This window comes from Ignavibacteria bacterium (genome assembly GCA_025612375.1).
In the GTDB taxonomy this organism is placed as follows: domain Bacteria; phylum Bacteroidota; class Ignavibacteria; order Ignavibacteriales; family SURF-24; genus JAAXKN01.
Genome location: JAAXKN010000051.1, coordinates 1 through 23,590, shown reverse-complemented (window position 1 = coordinate 23,590; position 23,590 = coordinate 1). Strand labels below are relative to the sequence as shown.

The window sequence follows — 23,590 nt, the reverse complement described above, 5'->3', positions numbered from 1 at the left end:
AACAGGTGGCAGGTTTTCATGGCCCTGGGTGGCTGGTTTTGATGGCCCTTGACATGTCACTTGTTTCAGGTCCAAAAGCGTTCCTCACTCAGGGCCATAAGTGTTCCCCAGGCGAATGCTGACGACAATTAAAATTACCGCCCAACGACAATTTTTTTTACCGGGGAAAATAATCATCGTTTGAAGGCGGATTTAATATAATTGTCTCCCTTTTTAATTTTTCATTTTTAATTGCCCTCATCATGTCGCAGCTTCGCAGCTCCGGGGTGTGGGGGGACATACCGTTTTCTACACACAAAGCGCTCCTCCGGAGCTTGTAATACGCGTAATTCCACCTGGCTAGCTTTCACCTTATTCTGCCCTTACTTTTTAATTTTTCATCGCGCTAATAATGTTTTTTAATAATGCCAATTTTGTTTAATTTCAAACAAGTTTATTTATGGATGTGGGCAATTATTGGGAGGAAATGATAATAAATGTCGCAAATCAAAGGCATCAACTTATAGGTTGATTTTATGAAATTTATTAGTATATTTGAATTAGAAAACCAAAGTCTGTTTGCGGTTAAGTACAATGGCGACCCGGAAAATATTTTTACTACACTCTTTGATCGGTGGCAGGACATTGAATATTTAGAAGAATTTTTCAACAAGAATCTAGATGATTTAACAAGAGGATTTTATAGGAATTTTTCAGTTGAAGAAGCTTTATTTAGGACCCGTCAAGATGCTAAAGAGCTTGAAAAGCAATTTTTAAAAATAAAAAATGGAGAACCTGACGCCAAATCAGTAAACAGCTTTTTTAGACCACTCGTTAATGCTGCATATAAAGCTGCTGATTTGCAAAAAACTAAAGCATATGGTGTACTTGAAAGAAGCTGGATCCGTTTATATGCTATAAAGGTATCTGATAACTGTTTCATAGTTACTGGTGGCGCAATCAAACTTACACACCGAATGGAAGAAAGAACTCATACACAAGAAGAATTAGATAAATTAGACAGATGCAGGGATTTCCTTCGTAGTCATGGAATTTTTGATTATGAAGGATTAAAAGATATATAAATAGAAAGTATATTAAAATGGAAAATATTAAAGAGAAATTAAGTAAACTGGTCTCTAAAGAACCTTCCAATTGGGTTCAAAAGGCAGAGTGGCGCGTTTCTAACGAAGGATGGTTAGATAATTCTGCAAAGATTGCGTTTAAAATATTGAGGGCAATCAGAGAACAGAAGATCAGCCAAAAAGAATTAGCAGATAGATTAAACGTTTCTCCTCAGCATATTAGTAAAATTGTGAAGGGCTATGAAAACTTTACATTGGAAACGTTGGATAAAATTGAGAAAGTCTTGGGTATTAGTTTAATCGAAGTACCTGGATTTCAGACAGTTGCTCAATTCAAAATCCCATCAGGTGAATTACTTTGGGGAAATTATACTAAGAAAGCAGTTACACCATTTGGGAAATATGACTATAGCAACCCTCCATATAATACTATGCAGGAATCTGCTGAAGAAAATCAATTAAAAGAAGCTGCCTAAATGGAAAAGAATAAACCTATACGTTTTCAACTTCGTCAAATTACTACTGAACAATTCGCGGTTATAGGTGAACCGCCAACGGAAGAGACTATTAATGTAAGTACCAGATCAAACTTCCGTTATTCAGATGATAAGCCGGCTTTAGGCGTTTTCGTTGAATTACGATTTAATGAAAAAGATACCCCATTTCTTTTAATTGAAGCGGGTTGTCATTTTGAAATTGAAGAATCAGATTGGGAATCATTGAAGGATAGGGAAAATAATACGATTAGACTACCAAAAGATTTTGCAGTTCACTTGCTTATGCTGACCATTGGTACAATACGCGGCATTTTACATGCTAAAACTGAAAATACTCCTTTAAATAAATTTTTTGTTCCGTTACTAAATGTTTTACAAATGGTAAATTCAGATATAATTTTGGATAATACTAGTATACCAGATGATAAATAATTTTCTGAAGTTAGTAATCGTTTATTAAATTATATCTTTCGTACTCAGTAAACCACCTGTCACCTGTTTCAGGTCCCAAAGTGTTCCTCAGTTAGGGCCATTAGTATTCCCTAGGCAGAAGGTTGAAGACAATTAAAATTACCGCCCAACGACAATTATTTTTACCGTGGAAATAATTGCCGCTGAAGGGCGGTGTGTGCACAAATTGCATTCCTTTTTAATTTTTCATTTTTAATTGCCCTCATCATGTCGCAGCTCCGCAGCTCCGGGGTGTGGGTGGGACATGCCGTTTTCTACAAACAAAGCGCTCCTCCGGAGCTTGTAATACGCGTAATCCCATCTGGTCAACTTTCATTTATTGTCAATCCGGAAGATCAGAAAACACCCCTTTTCCCATTTTTTCATATAATTCATCATTCATCATTCAAAATTCAACATTCCTCTTCCTCTTCCCTCATTCAAAATTCAAAATTCAACATTCCTCTTTCCTCTTCCTTCATTCAGCATTCAACATTCAAAATTCAACATTCCTCCTCCCCCTTCCTTCATTCAAAATTCAAAATTCAAAATTCAACATTCCCCCTCCCCCTTCCTTCATTCAACATTCAAAATTCAAAATTCAACATTCCTCCTCCCCCTTCCTCCATTCAACATTCAAAATTCAAAATTCAACATTCTTCTTCCCCCTCCCCGTCGAACGTCGAACGTAGAACGTCGAACCTGTCATTATTTCCCTTGCACCGTAATTTATTTTTTGTCAATTTCGGATACATTATTTTCGTTCCGTTATAAAAGATGAGGCATTTCATGAAAGAAAAGATTAATTCCTATAAATACAGCTTAATCTATATACTGCTCATAATTGCATTTGTGTTTATATCGTTAATGGTTTTCTATAATGATATAGGAGTCCCGTTCATTGATGCTAAGTCGCTTCATCTGCGTTCAAAATTGTACGCCCTGTTTGATGTCCTTTGCTTTGTTGTACTATATATATCTGTGGGTAAAAGAAAATATATATTCTTTATCTCCCTTCTGTTATTCCAATTTTTCATAATTGCAAATCTGATGTACTACCGCACGTATGAAACAATCGCCTCAATCTACGTCATCGGCCAGTTTAATAATTTAGATGGACTAAGCGGTAGTATCTTGAACTCTTTCAGGATGATTGATTCTTTCCTTATTTCAATCCCGCTGCTGCTGGTAATCCTGTACTATTCGGTCATAAAAGGGAAGAGACGTGAGCTGAATTCTAAATACCGCTGGTACCCGGTTCTATTTATATTGGCTATTTTTTTCATAACTGTAATTCCCGATATCTATCCGAAAAAAATGCCGAATGGCGCTTATATCTCTAAACTGGAAGTATTCGAAGCCGATCCTAATGAAGGCTGCGTAACTTTCAGCCCTGTTATTTATGGGGGATGGGAACTAAAGAATATGTTCGCTTCCGATAAGATCAATAAGGAAGATTATAAGGAAATAAATAATTGGCTGAAGGATCATAATAAGTATACTGATAATATGACCAATAGCAGCTTTAATAAAAAGAATGTTATCTTAATAATAGTTGAATCTTTGGAATCATGGCCGGTAAATAGAACAGTCGATAATATCGAAATTACTCCCAATTTAAACAAAATGCTTAAAGAGGGAAGGAATGTGTTTGCTCCTAATGTGCTGCCCCAGACTAAAGATGGACGCTCAAGCGATACTCAGATAATGGTGAATACAGGATTGCTGCCTGTTAATAAAGGCTCCATATTCTGCCGCTACCCGCTTAATAATTATCTTTCTATCCCTGAAATCCTTAAAAAAGATTATGGATATTATTGCGCTACTGTAATAGGGACAAAACCTTCATTCTGGAACCAGGGAAGTATTAACCCTTCATTGGGCTACGATACTCTGTTTTCGGAAAGTAATCTGAAAATGGATGATATAGAAGGAATGGGATTAAGCGATGTTTCCATTTTTAACCAGTCAGTTAAAATAATTGATAAACTGAAAAATCCATTCCTTCTCGAAATCGTAACCTTAAGCAGCCATACACCATTTAAATTGTCTGAAAATAAAAAAAGAATTAAGTTCGGCCAAAATATTCCCGTCGAATTAAGCGATTACTTAACGAGTATTAACTATACGGATTATGCAATCGGATCTTTTATTAATGAACTGAAGAAACGTTCTTTATATGATAATTCTGTTATAATAATTGTTGGCGATCACGAGGCCCTTCCAAAGGATGTAAGAGAAAATATTGATATAAAAAAATACTGCAGAGATCTGGACCGTATGAACCCCTATGTCCCGTTTATAGTCCTGAACGCTCCTTATAGCATCCAGTATGAGGATCTGATGGGGCAGATCGACATATTCCCGACATTAAAAGACATACTTGGCTTAGGAAATTCCAATTGGAATGGATTAGGAAATGACATCCTGTCAAAAAATAATTCAAAAATTGTAATTGATAAAGATCTGCGCGCATATCTGCCAAATAACGCGCCAAAACCTTCTGAACTAAAACATTTTACCAATGCCTGGCAGATATCCGATAAAATAATAAGAGCCGATTATTTCAGATCCATAAATAAGAATTAAACTGCTATCCAAATTCAAATTCCGTGGGGCGTGCCATTGCCGCATTCAATCCGCCCCTCCCATTATAATTCTACAGGAATTCTCTGTGGCTAAAGCCCAAACGGGAGAGAGAATCTCCCCAATCCACGGCCTAAAAGGCCGTGGCTATTCATCCCCCTCCACCACAGTCTGAAACCTCGAACCTTCTTTCCGTCGAACCTCGAACCTCGAACCTCGAACTTCGAACCTCGAACTTCGAACCTTCTTCCCGTCGAACGTCGAACGTCGAACGTCGAACGATTTCTCCCCTTGTTTTTTACTCCCATTCCCCGTACCTTTGCCTAATTCCTATTTCCTAATTTTTAATTTTTAATTGTTATGAATCTCTCCGTCATCGGCACCGGCTACGTCGGACTCGTTTCCGGCACATGCTTCGCGGACCGCGGTAACCGCGTCATCTGCGTGGATAATAACCCTGAAAAACTCAGGAAACTCCAGAACTCCCAGATCCCTATCTATGAACCGGGCCTGGAGCTCCTCTTCCACCGCAATATCCAGCAGAAACGCCTAATCTTTACCGGCAGCCTCGAGTACGGCGTCCTTAACTCGGACATTATCTTCCTCTGCCTGCCTACGCCGCAGGATGAGGACGGATCGGCCGACCTCAGCTACGTTATGGGATGCGCTAAGAATATTGGACAAATACTTACGCGCAATAACTGCACGGATTATAAGATTATTGTTAATAAAAGCACCGTCCCCGTCGGCACCGCCTTTAAGGTCAGGGATATCTTAAAAGCCGAAGGCGTGGAGAACTTCGACGTCGTCTCTAACCCCGAATTCCTCCGCGAAGGCTTCGCTCTGGAGGATTTCCGCAAACCCGACCGCATCGTAATCGGCTCCGAAAGCCGCAAGGCAATCGAAATGATACGCGAGCTCTATGAGCCGTTCGTCAACCAGGGCAACCCTATACTCGAAATGGATACCGCCAGCGCCGAGGTTACCAAATACGCATCCAACTCGTACCTCGCAATGCGCATAACATATATGAACGAACTGGCCAACTTCTGCGAAAAGGTCGGGGCTAATATAGATATGGTCCGCCACGGCATGGGAACCGACAGCAGGATAGGGAAGAGATTCCTCTTCGCGGGCATAGGCTACGGCGGAAGCTGCTTCCCCAAGGACGTTAACGCCCTAATTAAAACCGCCTGCGAAAACGAAAGCCCCATGAACATCCTCCAGGTGGTCGATAAGGTCAATAAGGATCAGAAATTTGTCCTCGTAAAGAAAATTATGCTGCATTTTAATGGCGATGTTAAGGATAAGAACTTTGCCGTGTGGGGTCTAGCATTTAAACCCAATACCGACGACATGCGCGAAGCGCCATCGATATATATCATCAGAGAGCTCCTTAAAGCCGGCGCCCGCGTATCGGCTTACGATCCCGCCGCAATGGAAGTCGCAGCCCATTATTTCGATGGGGCAATAAGATACGGCGAAACAAAAGAGGACGTACTTGATAATGCCGATGCATTGCTCGTCTTAACCGAATGGTCCGAATTCCGCAGCCCCGATTTCACCGAAATAAAAAATAAATTGAATAATCCCATAATTTTCGACGGCCGTAATATTTATTCCCCCGAGCGCCTTGCATCCCTGGGCTTTACATACTACAGCATCGGCCGCCAAACAACCGTCAAATAATTCCATTTTATTGATTTTATTGAGACCCGCTTTAGCGGGCCTTTCTCAACCTGACTAGCCACGAGCTTTAGCTCGTGGACACGAAATCTCCCCATTTGGGCTTTAGCCCCGGATTCCCGGACAAAAATCTGGGGCTAAAGCCCAAACGGGAGAGAGAATCTCCCCAATCCACGGCTTAAAAGACCGTGGCTATTCATTGCCCTTCTTTAATTCAAAATTCAAAACTCAAAATTCATAATTCCTAATTCCCCCGCGGGCCTTGGCCCGACATTTGTTCCCCTTTAGAAAAAATTTCGGGGGTCTCTTGGGTCAGCAGCAACTCTTACTTATCATGCTAGCGGTTATCATCATCGGCCTCGCCGTTATCGCCGGCATTACTCTGTTTCATAGCAGCTTCCTCGACGCTAAACGCAATAACGTCGTTAACGAATCTCTTAACCTCTCCAGTATGGCTCAGCGTTACTACGTCCGCCCTACCGCTACAGGCGGAGGCGGAAAAACCTTTATTGGATGGCAAATTCCGCCTGAACTCGCCATTACTGAGAACGGACGCTATTCTGCAAACGTTACTTCCCAGCAGATTATTATCCTCGGCACAGGTAATGAAATCGTTACAGGAACCGACTCCGTTAAGGTCAGGACTACTGTCCGCCCTGGCGACTTTCACGTCGAGACACTTAACTGATTTTGTCCGACTAAAATTAATTTTATCTTTATAAAAATTTAATTGAAATGTTCTTCCCGTTCTTCCGATAATAGGCCGCAGACAGAGGTAATTGTTACACTTTTACATGTAATATTTACCGGATAGCCTTTCTAATCCTGCTGATGCTTATGCTTATACTCTTTGTTTTGCGGCAAAATTCTTTGGCACGATAAGTGAAGATTCAGGTACAAAGGCGATCTTAAAATAATTATTAAACTACATTACTTAAAAATAGGAGTTATAAAATGGGTCAGCAACAATTGCTTCTTATCGTTCTTGGCGTTATCATCGTAGGTATCGCTGTTGTAGTAGGTATCAACCTCTTTAATTCAAGCTCTAAAGACGCCGGACGCGACCAGGTTGTCTCTAACCTCACTAACCTCGCTTCCAAGGCTCAGCAGTATTATAAGAAGCCGACTTCTTTAGGCGGCGGTCAGAACGACTTTAACGGATTTACACTCGCTGCAACAGATACCGGCTCTTCAGTAGGCAGCTTCTCTGTAGCTACAGGCGTTCCTTCAGGCGCAGCTTATGTCGCCGGCTCAACAACAGGTATCAGTGCTGCTTCACAGACTATCTATCTTACCGGATGCGGCAAGGATAAAGGCAATGACGATACTAACCCTGTTAAGGCTTACACAGTCGTTACTCCTACTACTATCACAACTCACGTTCTGAACTAGTCTTTATCAGTTTTTATCTGATGTTTTTTTAAGACTGCCTTAAAATTACGGTTTTAAGGCAGTTTTTTATTTAAATACTTTCAAATTTCAGGCGATAATTAATCATAGATCCTGAAGCTTTCACGTAAAGCCCCTTCAGGCAAATTTAATAAACCGGCATATGATAGAACTCAGATTCAGCGCAATAAAAACAAACGGACAAACCCTCAGCGGCAGCCTCTCGGCTCTTACCTTCAAGGAAGGAAAGTCTAAGATTCAGGGCCTGGCGGCTAAGAACCACCTGAAGATTAAGTCCATCGAACGCAAGTCCACTTTCTTGTATAAGGCCCGCAAAGGCGCCGATAAGATCGTGCGCGGCGAACAGAAGGCTTTTGCTAAAGAGGAAGTGGCCGCGGCCCTCTCCAAGCTCGGCTACCAGGTTATATCTATTAACCGCAAGCTGCTCGACGTTAATATGAAACCCCCTCAGCCTGCAATCGTATCTTTCGTTAAAATCAGCGCTGAGCTCCTGGAACAGAAGCTCCCCTTTAACGAGGTGCTTAACCTCCTCATAAACGATATTGAAAATAAAAGCCTCCGCGAAAGCTTAAAGGAAATTAATAACGAACTTAAAAAAGGCGCCGATAGCGAAATTACTTTCCAGCGCTACCAGGGCGTATTCGGAAAGTTTACCGCCTATATGCTCGGCCTCGCTTCCAAAAGCGGCAATATGACGGAAATATACCGCGCTACGGCTAAGTTCCTCGAGCGCCGCATGGAGTTTAAGAAGAACCTTAAAAGCGCGCTCATTACACCTATCGTTACGGTGTTCGTACTTATGCTTGCGGTGCTTTTTTATGTGGGATACATCTTCCCCGAAACAGCAAAACTTTTTGTGAAGTTTAAGATGAAGCTTCCCCCAATGACGGCATTCACTATGCAGCTGAGCGATTTCTTAATGAATAATAAGCTCCTCGTATCTGCCGCCGTTATTGTTCCGCCCCTTATTTTAATGCAGCTTGCGGCTACCGAAAAAGGACGCCTCGTTGCGCACAGGCTTCTTCTTAGAATACCCATACTCGGCTCACTAATCCATAAAACAATGGTGGAAGTATTCTGCCGCGTGTTCTATACAATGTACTCCGGCAGCGCCGAAAGCATAGAACCTATACGCATCGCCGCCGAGGCTACGGGAAACAGATATTTCGAAAGTATGATTAAGAATATTTCCATACCCCTTATGATTAAAAAAGGCGTCGGCATTACTGACGCTTTTGAGGCCAGCGGTGTATTTACTGAAACCGCTCTTTCACGCTTCCATTCGGGCGAGGAAACTGGCACTATTAAAAATACAGCGCTCCAGCTCGCTAACTATTACGAAAGTGAAACTACTTATAAACTCAAGAATTTTATAGAGCTCGTGCAGGTATTTATCGCCATGTTCATTATGATTGTTATGATTCTGCTTACTCTCGTCTCGGCTGAAACGGCAACTATTTCACCGACTAACCCCATGACCGGCTTTATAACTAACTATATGGGAAGCTTTATTCTATGATGGAGTCCAGCCTCGAAATGACCGACAAGATTGGATACCTCCTCCTCAAGAAGGGTATCATTAATGTCGACATACTGGAAAAGGCCCTCCGTGTTAAGCAGAGTGACGATGGAAAAGTTAAACGCAACCTCGCGCAGATCCTCGTGCAGGATTTTAATATGGACCACGATACCATATTCCGCCAGGTCGCTATTCTCTATGCGTTCCGTGAACTCAACGTTAAGGTCGAGGAGATTCCCGAAACCCGCATAGACGATATGAAACGGATGATCAACAGCGTTCCCGAAGAGCTGAAAAGACAGATGCTCGAACACTCCGTCATCCCTTTCCACTACGATGAGAAAATTCGCGATAAAATGATCCTGGCCGCAATAGACCCTACGGACAGGAGCATTACTAAAATAGCTTACGCGCTTAACGCAAAGAAATACGAAGTAAGCTATATAAGAAAAAAAGAATACCAGAAGTTAATACAGATCCTTGTTCCTCCTGAAAACGAATACCTCAAGGCTATGGAAGAAGCCCCCGAGGAAATTAACGTAGAGGTCCAGGAGGAATCGCTCGATGAAGACGCGCTTGAAGCAGAGATAAATAAAAGCGCACTCATAAACCTTGTTGAAGGTGCGCTCATTGAAGGAGTCCACCGTGGAGCAAGCGATATCCACTTCGTGCCCAAAGCGGGGAACAAAACTGAAGTCCTCTTCCGTGTCGACGGCGACCTTAAGCTCTGGTTCCAGCAGGAAAATACATGGCCTGAAGCCGTTATTGCAGTCGTCAAGGACCGCGCTAAGGGCCTGGACCGATTTGAACGCGAACGCGCGCAGGACGGATTTATTCAGCGCGAGATTGACGGCCACACAATCCGCTTCCGCGTCTCCGTACTCCCAATGGTCGGAACGGAACTAAAAAATAAGTTTGAATCTGTCGTAATACGAATCCTTGACGACAGAAAGGTTATTAAGGATCTTGGTAAACTTGGACTTACGGGTTATGCCAACGACGCGTTCGTTAAGGCAATCAATAAGCCGCAGGGCATGGTTATTCTTACGGGACCTACGGGAAGCGGTAAAAGTACAACGCTCGTTGCGGCTCTATATCAGGTAATCGATCCCACCGTAAACGTGCTTACGGTTGAAGACCCTGTTGAATACGTTATTGAAGGCGCGCGCCAGCTTAAGATCGGCCACCGCATGAACTTCGAGCAGGCAATAAGAGCCATACTGCGTCACGATCCCGATATAGTTCTTGTAGGCGAAATGCGCGATAAGGAAACAGCCGAAGTTGCAATTAAACTTGCAAACACCGGCCACTTAACATTTTCCACGCTGCACACAAACGACGCTCCAAGCGCGGTCTCCAGACTTTACAAAATGGGCATAGAGCCCTTCTTAATTGCATATGCAATTAATATTATTGTGGCGCAGCGGCTTATACGCCGCCTGTGCCCCGACTGCAAAAAACGCGTAACCGAATTTGACGAGGCCCTCATGCATACAGCGGGACTCAACATTGAAGAGTGGAAGAATTACGAAATATATGAACCCCAGGGCTGTCCCAAATGCGGCGGCTCGGGTTACAAAGGACGTCTTGCAATACACGAAGCCTTATACTTTACAAAAGAGATCCGCCGCCTCATAGTCCAGGCCGGCGAAGAAGTAGACGAAGAAAAAATAAGAATCCAGGCCAAAAAAGACGGCACATTAAGCTTAAGAGAGGCCGGCTTCGAAAAGGTAATCCAGGGCCTGACCTCCATAGAAGAGGTCATGTCCTCCACCACCGAAGATTAGGCTATTTGAAACCCTCCTCGGAGGGCTTTTCTCAGATTGAATAGCCACGAGCTTTAGCTCGTGGACATAATCAAAAATTGATTTTGAGCTCCGGAGGAGCGACTTGTCTGTAACAACGACATGGTCCCCCAATATCCCGGCGCCGCGGCCAGCCGCGCCATTTCCGGTGCGGGGCCAGGAACCATTTCCTGGCACCATTCATGCACAATTTTGAAATTATATCAATATAATAAATGCTAAACACAACAAAAAAAATACTCTCTGAATTCGCGGCCAAAATCCCGAACACCTACTTCGGCCCCGACCGCGTGCTCTGGATCAGCGAAAACCTTACGCTCCTAAAAAACGACGATAAACGTACGCTCCTCTGCATGGTAAATCACCTCTTAACCGAGATGATTGAAAAAAATGCCTCCGATATCGAACTCGGCGGACACGGCACGGCGGGCTTCGTTTGGTTCAGAATATTCGGCAAAAAAGAACCCGCTAAAAACCTTCCTTCCTTTTCTGCCGATGAGGCTGCAGTCCTGATCCTCAGCCTCCTTAACGATAACCAGAGAATTAAACTCACGTCATCCGGAAACCTCGACTTTTCCTATACTTTCTTCCACGAGAAGAAAAACGATAACGTACGCTTCAGAGCCGATGCTTATTACGACCTCGACTGCCTGGCCCTCAATATGCGCGCTATTTCTAGCAATCTGCGCCCCATCCAGTCCATTGGCTTCCACCAGGGAGTCCTTAAGGTCATGAGCCACGCTTACGTGAAACAGGGACTTACACTTATTACTGGCATTACGGGTTCTGGTAAATCCACCACTTTGGACGCCATTGTCGACTGGCATAACCAGTCCGACCCCGCCCACGTGGTTATTATTGCGGCTCCTATAGAATTTGTTCATAAATCAAAAGCCTGCATCATCCGCCACCGCGAAGTTGGGCGCGACGTTCCGACTTTCAAAGAAGGCGTTATCCAGGCCTTAAGGCAGGATCCCGATATCATAGTTATCGGCGAAATGCGCGACCCCGATACCATTATGGCCGCCCTCGAGGTTACAGATACGGGTCACAAGGTGTTCTCAACACTCCACACTTCAAGCGCCGTTGAATCCATAGACAGAATTATCGCCGAGGTGAACCCCTCGGAACAGGAACGCGTGCGTAACCGCCTGGCAGACGTGCTCGTCTCTATCGTCTCCCAGAAGCTTGTCCCCAGCCTCGACGGCAAACGCGTCCTGGCAAAGGAGGTCCTCGTCGTTAACGCAAGCGTCCGCGCCGCAATTAAAAACAACAACACCAGCGAAATTTATATGATGATCAATCAGGGCGGGCAGCAGGGTATGTTAACTATGGAACAGGATTTGAAGAGTCTTTACTTAGCCAGAAGGATCTCTCTCGAGAACGCTATGGCTTACGCTAATAATAAACAGAGGATGCAGCAAATTCTTGCGGCGGTGTAATTATGAAAACTTTAGTATGTATATACTGCGAAGGTAACGATACAAAACTTGCCGTCGTAGCCAAAGATAAAAAGCACTACAGGCTCCTGAGGGCGGCCGATTTCGACCTCGTTAATGCACGTCAGGCCAGCGTTGAAGCTTTTTCGGCCATCAGCCTCGACGGAATGTCGGGCGATATCTCGCTCGGCGACCTTAGCGCCGAACCTGCGGCGGCACCCGTCAGCACAGGCGAGGGAATGCTTAATTCCGCTCTTGCAGGCTTAAATCTCAATAACTGCGATTTTATTCCCGCAATTACTGAACCCGCGGTCCACTACCACGTCTTTGAAGGCTCTAAGGAATCTAAGGATAAAAACTCCTCCAAACTCATTCAGGCAATGATTGAGGAGATCCAGAAATCAAAGAATATAACGGTCGATAAAAACAGCCTCGGCTATAAGGAACTTGCAGGCGGACAGTACCTCTCGGTCTTTGCCGACGGCGAAATCCACTGCATCGCCAACATCAACGCCCTGGCCCGCGCAAATAGCAGAAAATTTTACCGGATACCATCGGTAAAAAGTGCCGATTTGTCACTGGCCTACTACGTGGCACACAAGAAAAAGTTCTTCCCCGACGACTACTCCCTCGTAGTCTATATAGGCAAGGAATACAGCAAGCTCATCTTCCTGCAGGGTAAGGAGCTTAAACACATCGGCGCCACGCTCGATATCGGTACCGTTAACCTCCATACATACGACGTCTACTTTTCAAAAATACTCCTTGAAATGGAAAACGGCGGCATCCCGCGCATAGATAACGTTGTTATCTGCGGCGAGGATGAAAGCGAAAACCTGGTGCTCTCTTTCTACGGCACTTTCCCGGAGGCGAACGTAAGCAAAATCGATTTTACCGACCTCGACCTCACCGCGCTCGATGACGACCTGAAGGAAAAAGTCTCCAGCTTCAGCGTCCCAATTGCCGTAGCCTACGAATACTTTTGTGAACTTGAAAATAAGTATAAGGGCATTAACCTTCTGCCGCAGTACGTTAAGGAAGACCAGAAGATGTTCCAGTTCGCATGGTACAGCCTTCTTATTCTGCCTCTAATTTTCTTCCTTACATTCTTTTTTACAAAAACAGCCCTTACCAACAACAAGGAAATAAACAGGCTCGATAAAAGCATAAACGAGCTCACACTCGTGCAGCAGAGAAACCAGAAAATTTTAGACAATATAAATTACCAGCAGGGCAAAATAAATAACTTCGGATCCACTCAGGCCATTCTCGATTCCGCCTCCAAAGGCGCCGAGGTCTGGGGCACAGTATCGCGCAAAATGGCCGATTTTATCATGGCGCGCAAGGGTATGTGGGTTACGGCTGTTCAGAGCGATAACGCGGGCCAGATTACGGTTAACGGATACGCGCTTACAAGAGGCGTTGTTACGGCCTTCAGCGATTATAACGAGGCTGTGCTTAAAAGTATGGTCTATGAACCCCTCAGGGAAAAAAATGCTTATAAGTTTATTATGAATTTCGACATGTTACAAAATACCGGGAATACCAAATGAACCGGAAAACTAAGAATACTATAATACTGCTGGCTATCTTAATTTTTATAAGTGCCGCCGGGGCTTCCTACAGCTTCATTTACCAGAAAAAACAGCTGGAGAAAAAATCCAAACGCGAGGCCGAACTTAAGGCAAGCGCCGTAAGCACCTCCGACCTCGAGGCTCAGCTTAAAGTTGTCCAGCTTAAGGCTATGACGCTCGATTCAATTTTATCTAAAAGAAAATTTAATATCCCAAAGATGCTCAGGCAGACCGACTTCTATAATTTCGTTAACCGCGTGTCGGCCGGCTTTTCTCCCTATACACATATAGATATTGAGTTTATCGACAGCAAACCCGAAAAATCGTTTAACCTTTATTCATATAAGCTCTCAGGGGCAGGCGAGTTTCATGACGTCTACAGCCTCATCTACGCAATTGAACAGAGCAAGGAGCTGAAGAAAATTAAAAACGTCAGCCTTACTGCCAGCATTACGGCCGATAAAGAGCAGGTATCGCATTACCTCGTGGCCTTCTCTTTTAACGTGTCTGTCTATTATGCAAACGACGACCGCTTTACAACTTCTAACTTTGTGGAAAACTCCCTCGAGCCCGGCGGCATTTACGATATGTTCTACCCGCTTATAAGAACTCAGCTTCCGCCTAATATGGATGATCTGGCTGAAGTCGAAAACGGAAGACTCCTGGCTCTTGTACCCGACGGCGCTTATATATCCGACGCCAAAGGTAATACGTTTATGCTTATGGAAGGCGATCCGGTTTATTTGGGCTACCTTACTAAAATCGACTACGCCCAGAACCAGGTTACTTTCATACTCAATAAAGGCGGAATAGTGGAAAAAATATTCCTGAAACTTGAAAAAGAAGACAATAGGAAGAAAAAATAAAATGAAACGAATAATTATCTGTCTGCTTGTGCTTGCTTTTGCAATGCCCCTGTATTCTCAAAAGGACGTGGAAAAAGAGCTCAGCGGCTACGTTAACCCCGATGAGCTGGTAACTCTTTCTGAAAACGTCCCATTCAGCAAGGCTGTCGAGATCTTAAGCCGCGTTAGCGTTAAACTGACCGGCAAAACAATCGTATCTACAGCCGGCGTCAATAACCCCATCGGCGTTGAAATTGTCGGCCTGCCTTATAAAAAAGCGCTTACTATTATTACACAGTTCGCGGGTCTTGCTTATGAGGAAAACCAGGACGCAATTATTATTAAAGCCCGCACCGAACAGAAACCGGAACAGAAGCCAAATGACATTTACGCAGCCGTCGATTCAAGGGAAGTTAAAATCTCCGCCGTCTTCTTTGAGGCTAATATCTCTGCCATGAAATCGCGCGGCATTAACTGGCAGTTCCTCCTCTCGCAGAAGAACCTCTCTATCGGCGCCGATAGCAGAACCTTTACCGAAAGCAGCAGCAGCGGTTCAGACGGCAGCGGTAGCGGTTCTTCAACAACTACTGCCAAATCACCCGACTTTAATTTATCGGGCGCCGCTTCTAACTTCGGCATTGGCGGCTTTACAGGCGCTGCAACCGCTATGTTCCGCTTCTTCGAATCCGAAAACCTGGGCGAGGTTATTGCTTCTCCTAACGTCAGCGTCAGAAGCGGCCAGAAGGGAAGAATTCAGATCGGCAGCGACTTCTCAATTAAGACACGCGATTTTTCGGGAAATATTATAGATAAATTTTATCCCACAGGTACAATTATAGAAGTAACTCCGTATATTTACAGGGAAGATAATCTGGATTATGTGCTCCTGAACCTGAACGTGGAAAGAAGCAGCGCGGTTCCTTCCGAAATATCAACTGAAATTAGAAAGACTTCTGCCAATACTCAGGTGCTTATGCTTAACGGCGAGGAAACCGTCATAGGCGGATTGTTTATTAACGACGAGACCACCGATAGAACCGGAATCCCTATTCTTAAGGACCTCCCGTGGTGGGTCCTCGGTATCAGATACCTTACCGGAAGCGACCAGAAAATTATTCAGAAAAAAGAAGTGGTTATTTTAATTAAAACTGAACTTATGCCTTCTCTAAAGGAAAGGCTCGCTATGCCTAAGGACGGCAATAAGATTCAGCAGGAAGTTGAAAAAAACCGCCAGCAGATAAAATTCTATCAGTTTAACCAAAATCAACAGGAAGAAAAGTAGGTCTTATCATGGAATCAATTTTAATAGTGGACGATGATATCAATCTGTGCTCCCTCTTACGCGAAGAACTTAACGAGATCGGCTACGACGCTTATTCGGTTAACGGCGCAGATGAAACATTTGCCTTCCTTGATTCCGGACGAATGGTGGACCTCCTGCTCCTGGACCTTAAGATGCCTGAAAAGGACGGATTCTATGTCCTCGAAACCCTTAAGGCCAGAAAAATGGATGTTAAAGTTATTGTGCTTACAGCTTATGCCGACGTTAAAAGCGCTATAGATTCGGCTAAGCTGGGCGCAAGCGATTTTATTAGTAAACCTTACGATTTCGATGAGCTCCTTATTACTATAAGAAAAGTTTTGCAAAAAGAAAAAGAACATGAAGATTAGCTACAGGATCTTAATTACAGCCCTCGCTGCCGTAGTTATTATCTTTGCCAGTTCCACTCTTACTTTCTATTCGTTTACAGGAAAAATTGTCCTGGGCCTCGCAGGCCTTGCTCTTTCGCTGGTTTTTGTTCTCTTGTTCCTAAATAAAAAAAACGCGAGGGCAAAAGCCGAATACTCAGGGTTTATTTCTCTTATTAACCAGAACCTGTCTTTAAGAGAAATGTCGGACGCAGTACTGGCAAGGATCATTAAGACTGCGGGCTTTACCGCCGGACGCATCTATATGACTGCCCGGAGCGAACCCGTGCTCCTTTCATCTTACGGAATCTTAAATGAAACCTCTCTTGCTAATGGTAAGATCGATTTATATGAGCGCGTAATTGAAAAAGCCGAAGAGGCTGAATATTTCTTTACGGAAAATTTTCCCGTTATCCGCTCGGGACTCCTGGAGCTTCAGATCCGCTATCTTCTAATTATGCCCGTTATCTATAACGGAAAAGTTATTGCCGTACTCGAAATGGCTTCCGTCGGCTCTCCGTCAAAATGGGCTAAGGAATACCTTAACGGTATAAAGGACCAGCTTGCCTCCGGCCTCAGCAAGGCATACGATATGCACCAGCTCGAAAACCTCGTCCGCGAGCTCAAGGTCCGCAGGGAAGAGCCCGAAAAAGTAATTCAGGCTGAAGAAATAATTAAAACTGAAAAAAATATTCCAGCTGAAGAAGTAATTCCTGTAATAGAACCTGATGAAAAAACAATTCTTGTCATAGATCCCAATGCTGAGAATAGAAAAATTATCGGCAGCTATCTCTCTTCAAAAAACTATAATATAATTCAGTCCGAAAGCTCTGAAGAGGGAATTAAGGGTTTATTGCAGTATAAACCCTTTGCCGTTACACTTTCTGTTTCTTCAAACGATATGTCTTCATGGCACGCGCTGAAAAAACTTAAGGAAAATTCCGCTATTCCTGTAATCCTTTATAATACTGTGGAACCCTTAAATTTCGGCTACGGCTTGGGGGTGTACGATTATTCTTTCCAGAGCCTCGATGCTTCTCTCATTACATCTTTTGCCGAAAGGCTTCACGGAGTAAAAAGCGTTATCTGCGCGGGCTTCGAAGACCTCCCGGCCATTAAAGACTTAAAAGATGTAAAGGTCACAATTACAAAAGAGCAGAATGAGTCGTTTAAGATTATAAAAAAACTTCAGCCGCAGATAGTCTTTATTAATGCCTTCATGCAGAAAGGCGATAGCATTTCACTCATAGACCGCCTTAAAACTTCCTATGAAACAAAGGATATCCCTGTTGTCCTTTGCCTTAAGCCCGCGCTTAACAAAGAGGAAATGGCGCTTCTAATGGGCAGCATAGAGAAAGCTGCAATAAAGTCAAAAGGCCACCGCATCGAAATTCTTAAAGTTATAAGGGACCGGATCCGCATGGAGGAAGGCATTCCCGAAGAAGATACTTCATCCATACTGATTGAAAGCGAGCCTGAAAATGACACTGAAAAAGCTGCCCCTGACGTAAATAAGCTTCCGTTAAACAAAGTGCTTATTGTTGACGATGATACCGATACTCTTTCTGAAGTTGGTGAAATATTAAAAGATTCAGGCTGCGAAACCGTGTTTGCAAAAAGCGGACTCGAATGCCTTACTACGCTTCAGAAGCTGAAGCCCGACCTCATCCTTCTTGACATAATGATGCCGCAGATGGACGGATTTGAAACAATTAAAAGAATTAAAGCTGAAAGAAACCTTAAAGACATCCCCGTCTTTGCTCTTACAGCTCACGAAATGATTGACGAAAAGGAGATTTTAATTAGGAATGGTTTCGATGACTTCGTATCCAAACCCGTTAATTCCGGATCACTGTCATTCAAAATTGAAAAAGTACTAAATAATATAGCTGAGTGATAAAATGAAAAAGATACTTGTAATCGACGACCATCCCGATAGCGTATTCTTACTGCAGGACCGCCTGCAGCGCGAGGGCTTTGAAGTTATTACTGCATACGACGGCCAGAGCGGACTCGAAAAAGCAATTAACGAACAGCCCGACCTTGTCCTCCTGGACGTAATGATGCCGGGCTTAAACGGCATGGATGTATGCCGCACGCTTGTAAATACTCCCGTTACAAAAGACATTCCGGTTATACTCGTAACAGCAAAGACCGAGGCCGAAGGAACCAAAGAAGGCCTTCAGGCAGGAGCATTCGATTACATTAGAAAACCCGTAAATAAAATAGAATTACTGGCAAGGATCCATTCGGCATTAAAGCTCCGTGAAACGCAGAAATTATTATTGGAATTAGAGAAGATAAATACATTTACAGCAACAGTAGTTACAGCCAATCACGAAATAAAGCAGCCGTTAACTTTGATAAATCTCTCGGCAGCGGCAATAAAGAGGGAAGTAAGCAAAAAAGAAATATCGCCCGAAGCGATCATAAAAAAAGTAGAGTATATAGAAGGCGCAATAAGAGAGATTAACAACGTCCTGGAGAAATTCAAACAGATAAAAAGCCCCAACTTCTCCCCCTACGTAAATAATATTAAGATGGTCGACCTCGACGGAAAATAAAAATTATTATTGAGCCCTCCTCGGAGGGCTTTCTCAGCCTGAATAGCCACGAGCTTTAGCTCGTGGACACGAAATCTCCCCCAGAAAAACGGGGCTTTAGCCCCCGATTCTATGACTAGCTCCGAGCTTCAGCTCGTGGACACGAAATGGCGCCATTTTAATTCTTAATTGTCTTCCTGACTTCCGCCAGCATCCTGTCAAACTCATACGGCTTTGCCAGAACGGAATCTATCTTCAGCTTCTCAAAATCCTTATCCGCTTTAGATGACGTAGACCCCGTGGAAAGTATAACAGGAACCTCAATCCCCAGCTCCTGAATTTTCTTAATGCATGTAAGCCCGTCCATCTCGGGCATCTTGTAGTCTATAATAAGCAGGTCAACTTTAATCTCTTCCGTCAGCACCTTCAGCACTTCATTCCCGTTATGCACTCCAATTACCTGGTATCCGTACGATTCCAACAGTTCCGCCAGAATATCCCTCAGCATAATCTCGTCATCAGCAAGAAGTATTATCTTCTCCGTCTGTGCCGGCGAATCCGCGTCAGGGTCAAATGCGGGAATATAGACATTAAACTCCGTCCCCTTGCCCGGGCGGCTCTTAACGTCAATGTAGCCGTTATGGGCCTTCACAATTCCGTAGGTAACATAAAGCCCCAGACCCGAACCCGTTTCCTTCTGCTTTGTTGAAAAGTATGGGTCAAAAATTTTGTTCAGGTTTTCCTCGCTTATACCTTCACCCGTATCGCGCACCGTAAAGCATACATAGTCATCCTCCTTCAGAAGAGGGTAGTCGGATGCATTTTTCTCAAGGACCTTAATGTTCTTCGCTTCAATTGCAACCTTGCCATTACCGTGAATTGCCTCCTTGGCGTTCACGCACAGGTTAAGAAGCACCTGGTATATCTCCGTTGCGTTGCCAAGAAAGTCGTGCAGACCCTGCTCCGTATGCTCCTCAATTTCAATTTCTTCGGGGAAAGTCTGTCCCACAACCACCATCAGCTCCTTCATCAGGTGCGAAGGCTTAATAAGCGTTTTCCTTTTGGCCGTAGGCTTGCCGTAAGTAAGAAGCCCCTTCGTTAAGTCGGCAGCTCGCGCCGAGCAGTTCTCAACATTCTCAAGAAGATAAAAAATATCCTCCCTGTCTGCTAGCTTTCTTTTAAGCAGGTTAATGCTGCCAAATATGCTGGAAAGGAGGTTATTAAAATCGTGCGCCATGCCGCTTGCAAGCTTGCCTATAGTTTCAAGCTTCTGGCTCTGCAATAGCTTGCTTTCAAGCGTTGCGTTAAGCTTTCTTGTAAGAAGGCTGTTAACCGAAAAAGCCAGAATAGAGGCAAACTGCTCCAGGTTATGAATTTCTGCTTTGCTGTAATGAGACTCCTGCCGGCCCAGAATGGACAGGGAAAGAATTGTTTCATTAAGAAACGACGGGCATATAACAATATTGTTTACCTGAAAGAGCGTCAAAAGCGGATAGGCAATATTATTCTCATCATTGCCTGTAACGCAAAGAGGTTTTCTGTTGACTTTGAACCACTCAGAAAGAAAAGATAAATTCGGTTTAATTTCATTAAGAAGTGAATCCTTCTCAGGCAGAATATTTTCCTTGTCGGAAACTTTTGACTCCGCCTGCTGGCTTACTTCATCATCAACAAAAACAAGAACTCCCAGGCAGCTGTGTGTGAGCTTTACACTTCTCTCAAGAATCTCTTCAGAAAGTACATCCAGCGAATTTTCTTTCACCAGCAGAGTCAGGATCTCTTCCCACTCTTTTCTGAAGCTAATATCGTCTTTTGTTTCCGGACTCATATATTTATTATGCTTGTTCTCTCAATTCTGCCGGAGCTGATACTTTAATATTTTAGAATACAGCGTCTTCTGGCTAATACCGAGCATTTTTGCAGTATTCTCGCGGTTCCAGTCGTAATGTTCCAGTGCCCGTTTAATATGAATTCTTTCCAGGTCGTCCAGGGGAATAATTGCATCACCCATATCGCCGTAAAATTCCTCTTCATCGGTATTCATCTGGTATCCGGAAGGGAGGTTCAGGTCCTCCGGACGTATAACGTTTCCCTCGGCAAAAATTATAGCGCGTTCAATTGTATGCTGAAGTTCGCGCACGTTGCCGGGGAATGAGTAGTTTGTAAGTGCTTTTTTGGCCTCGGGAGAAAGAGTTTTAGGATCCCTTACTGAGCTCTTCAGCTGAAGGAAAAACTCTGCAAGCAGCAGAGTATCCTCCTCGCGTTCACGCAGCGGGGGAATAGTAAGCGTAATAACATTCAGTCTGAAAAGCAGGTCGCGTCTGAATACCTTCTTTTCCGACTCCTCAATAAGGTTTTTGTTAGTTGCGCCTATAACCCTTACGTTCGACTTGAGGTTAGCAACGCCGCCCACCCTTCTGTACTCGCCGTTTTCAAGGAATCTGAGAAGTTTAGGCTGAATAGCCAGGCTCATTTCGCCAATTTCATCAAGGAACAGTGTGCCGCCGTCGGCAATTTCCACAAGTCCCGGTTTCGGCGCCTTGGCGTCAGTAAAAGCGCCCTTTTCGTGACCGAAGAGCTCACTTTCAATCAGTTGGTCGGGCAGCGAAGCGCAGTTAACAATAACAAAAGGTTTATCCTGGCGTTCGGAATTCTGGTGAATAAATTCAGCCATCAGTTCCTTTCCCGTACCCGTTTCCCCCTCAATCAGGACGTTAGAGTCGGAGCGGGCTGCTCTCAGGGCAAGATTTATAGTATGCTGTATCTGTTTACTTTCGCCGACAATCTTATTGGGGGCCTTCTGGCTTACCTTGGAAGTAAGGATAGTGTTTTTAACCACCAGATCCTTATGTTCCAGAGCGCGGTCTATAGTTAAAAGCAGGTGGTCGAAGTCGTAGGGTTTGGAAATATAGTCATAAGCGCCCTTTTTAATGCAGTCGATAGCCGTACGCAGTTCAGTTTCAGCCGTAAGCATAATAACCTGCAGGTTAGGGGCGTGGCTTTGAACAAAATCGAGCACCTCATTGCCGTGGACTTCCTGCATCTGGAGGTCGAGTAAGAGGAGGTCATAATTTTTATTCTTTATTCTGTCTATGGCGTACTTGCCGTCGAAGACGACCTCGGCTGAGTAGCCCTCATTAAGCAATTCCTCCTTGAGCAGATAGCACAAAGTCTCGTCGTCGTCAGAAATCAGTATTTTCGCGTTCCTTTTCATAAATTGAAGTCACCGGATTTTGGGCAAATATACAAAAAAAATAGAATTAATGGATATATTATAGTCGAACAATAGGTGCGTTAAATTTAGGCAAAAAGGATGGTATGTAAGATTTTTTTTGAATGGGACTTGGCAAATACTTAAATTAGTAGTATATTTGTTATCTCAATTCGGGGGCAAGCCCCTGGATCCTGGGGGCGCGTAGCTCAGGGGTAGAGCATCTGCCTTTTAAGCAGAGGGTCGGTGGTTCGAAACCACCCGCGCTCACAAAAAGTGCGATTTCATTTTGATTTCGCACTTTTTTATTTTAAACAATTCAGGCATGACTACTTCAAAAATGCAATTCAACCTATTTATTACTAAAAATTACTATTCAACTACTTCTGTTTTGTGTAATGAAATATTTTACTTTTTACACCTTGAGAAGCCGAAACTTGAAAATATAATTGCTCGTTAAGAACCTTTCGAAAGAAATTCCGGACCTAACATAAAGCTAAAGGGGTGAAGTAGATTATGACAGATGAAGTAGGATGCTGCTACCATCAGAAGGCATCCAAGACAAGTACTAAATAAGAATAAGTCTTCAACGCCAGCTTAAGGAATTCATGAAATTCTACAATCCTGTTGGAGGCCATATTTACTAAACCTCGCCTTTTTTGCATAATCTTTTATTTCTATAAACAATAAATCTAGAAATACTGCCAATTTTGCTATTTTGCAGCCCCAAAAGATCTAAAAATTTATTTTCCCCCATTTATTTTTATATTTATTCAAATAATTTTCCGAAAACGCCCCTCGTCACCATATATATATAAGAAAATATTTTTTCAGTTTAGCTGGCCAAATGGAAGAATCATTTTAAGGAATAAACTTTTATCTCAATAAAATTATTGATATTTCAGAAGACTGGCTCAGTAATTCTATTGATTGACAGCACTTAATAAATTGTCTATTTTTGACCGGAGTAATAAAATACGAATTTCAATTCATTTATGAGGGAAATTCGCCAATTATTTATAGTGGATATGAAATAAGGAATATAAAAGTTATCGCTAAAGTGAGTGTATGTTTTTCCTATTTGCATAAAAATCAACTGCTCAGAGATGAAATTAGAAGCAAATAAGATTATTATAAAGCGATTCGAATTTTTTAATTCACGATAACTTTATTATAAGTTAAAATATTAAAATAACTGAATATTTTTATTGTATGCTTCTATATAGCTCAACATTAATAAAGCGACATGCTTAATTGTCACTGAAAGGGGCG

The 23,590-nt window shown here is 43.3% G+C and carries 18 protein-coding genes and 1 tRNA gene; 17 read left to right on the top strand and 2 right to left on the bottom strand.

Annotated elements, in window-relative coordinates; all coding sequences use genetic code 11:
• The first annotated feature begins 515 nt into the window (after positions 1–515).
• The 16 genes from HF312_19390 (at position 516) to HF312_19315 (ending at position 19,128) form a co-directional block, all read left to right on the top strand.
• Positions 516–1,064, top strand: a complete 549-nt coding sequence (locus HF312_19390) for a hypothetical protein (protein MCU7522387.1) — start codon at positions 516–518, stop codon at positions 1,062–1,064.
• A gap of 17 nt (positions 1,065–1,081) precedes the next feature.
• Positions 1,082–1,540 (top strand): helix-turn-helix transcriptional regulator, encoded by a 459-nt coding sequence (locus tag HF312_19385; GenBank protein MCU7522386.1) that lies wholly within the window; start codon positions 1,082–1,084, stop codon positions 1,538–1,540.
• The gene (locus HF312_19380) at positions 1,541–1,993 is read left to right on the top strand and encodes a hypothetical protein (protein MCU7522385.1); all 453 of its coding nucleotides are present in this window, start codon (positions 1,541–1,543) and stop codon (positions 1,991–1,993) included. It begins immediately after the preceding gene.
• Positions 1,994–2,800: 807 nt separating this feature from the next.
• Positions 2,801–4,600, top strand: coding sequence for an LTA synthase family protein (locus tag HF312_19375; GenBank protein ID MCU7522384.1), 1,800 nt, complete (start codon positions 2,801–2,803; stop codon positions 4,598–4,600).
• Between the two features lie 357 nt (positions 4,601–4,957).
• Entirely contained in the window at positions 4,958–6,286 is a 1,329-nt protein-coding gene (locus HF312_19370) for a UDP-glucose/GDP-mannose dehydrogenase family protein (protein ID MCU7522383.1), read from the top strand.
• Positions 6,287–6,590: 304 nt separating this feature from the next.
• Entirely contained in the window at positions 6,591–6,971 is a 381-nt protein-coding gene (locus tag HF312_19365) for a hypothetical protein (protein ID MCU7522382.1), read from the top strand.
• A gap of 266 nt (positions 6,972–7,237) precedes the next feature.
• The gene (locus HF312_19360) at positions 7,238–7,675 is read left to right on the top strand and encodes a hypothetical protein (GenBank protein ID MCU7522381.1); all 438 of its coding nucleotides are present in this window, start codon (positions 7,238–7,240) and stop codon (positions 7,673–7,675) included.
• 160 nt (positions 7,676–7,835) lie between these two features.
• Positions 7,836–9,212, top strand: a complete 1,377-nt coding sequence (locus HF312_19355; GenBank protein ID MCU7522380.1) for a type II secretion system F family protein — start codon at positions 7,836–7,838, stop codon at positions 9,210–9,212.
• Positions 9,209–10,999: a type II/IV secretion system protein gene (locus HF312_19350; GenBank protein ID MCU7522379.1), complete on the top strand. Its 1,791-nt coding sequence runs from the start codon at positions 9,209–9,211 to the stop codon at positions 10,997–10,999. Before HF312_19355 ends, HF312_19350 begins: the two co-directional genes overlap by 4 nt.
• A 233-nt stretch (positions 11,000–11,232) precedes the next feature.
• On the top strand, positions 11,233–12,459 hold the full coding sequence (locus HF312_19345; protein ID MCU7522378.1) for a PilT/PilU family type 4a pilus ATPase: 1,227 nt from the start codon (positions 11,233–11,235) through the stop codon (positions 12,457–12,459).
• A 2-nt stretch (positions 12,460–12,461) separates the two neighbouring features.
• Positions 12,462–14,009 carry a hypothetical protein gene (locus tag HF312_19340; protein MCU7522377.1) on the top strand — a complete coding sequence of 516 codons (1,548 nt, stop codon included), beginning with the start codon at positions 12,462–12,464 and terminating at the stop codon, positions 14,007–14,009.
• Positions 14,006–14,896, top strand: a complete 891-nt coding sequence (locus HF312_19335) for a hypothetical protein (protein MCU7522376.1) — start codon at positions 14,006–14,008, stop codon at positions 14,894–14,896. The genes HF312_19340 and HF312_19335 overlap by 4 nt, the downstream gene beginning before the upstream one ends.
• 1 nt (position 14,897) lies before the next feature.
• Positions 14,898–16,157 carry a type II and III secretion system protein gene (locus HF312_19330; protein MCU7522375.1) on the top strand — a complete coding sequence of 420 codons (1,260 nt, stop codon included), beginning with the start codon at positions 14,898–14,900 and terminating at the stop codon, positions 16,155–16,157.
• A gap of 8 nt (positions 16,158–16,165) precedes the next feature.
• Complete coding sequence (locus tag HF312_19325) at positions 16,166–16,546, top strand: response regulator (protein MCU7522374.1); 381 nt, start codon at positions 16,166–16,168, stop codon at positions 16,544–16,546.
• On the top strand, positions 16,536–18,461 hold the full coding sequence (locus tag HF312_19320) for a response regulator (protein MCU7522373.1): 1,926 nt from the start codon (positions 16,536–16,538) through the stop codon (positions 18,459–18,461). The genes HF312_19325 and HF312_19320 overlap by 11 nt, the downstream gene beginning before the upstream one ends.
• Before the next feature lie 4 nt (positions 18,462–18,465).
• Positions 18,466–19,128, top strand: coding sequence for a response regulator (locus HF312_19315; protein ID MCU7522372.1), 663 nt, complete (start codon positions 18,466–18,468; stop codon positions 19,126–19,128).
• Between the two features lie 157 nt (positions 19,129–19,285).
• Here HF312_19315 and HF312_19310 read toward each other — a convergent pair whose 3' ends face one another.
• Together HF312_19310 and HF312_19305 are read right to left on the bottom strand one after the other, a co-directional pair.
• Positions 19,286–20,935 carry a response regulator gene (locus HF312_19310; GenBank protein MCU7522371.1) on the bottom strand — a complete coding sequence of 550 codons (1,650 nt, stop codon included), beginning with the start codon at positions 20,933–20,935 and terminating at the stop codon, positions 19,286–19,288.
• Between the two features lie 21 nt (positions 20,936–20,956).
• A complete protein-coding gene (locus HF312_19305) occupies positions 20,957–22,321 on the bottom strand; it encodes a sigma-54-dependent Fis family transcriptional regulator (protein MCU7522370.1) in 1,365 nt (454 codons plus the stop codon).
• A 195-nt stretch (positions 22,322–22,516) separates the two neighbouring features.
• Between HF312_19305 and HF312_19300 the strand changes: the two genes are divergently transcribed.
• Positions 22,517–22,588, top strand: a tRNA-Lys gene (locus tag HF312_19300).
• The last annotated feature ends 1,002 nt before the right edge of the window (positions 22,589–23,590 follow it).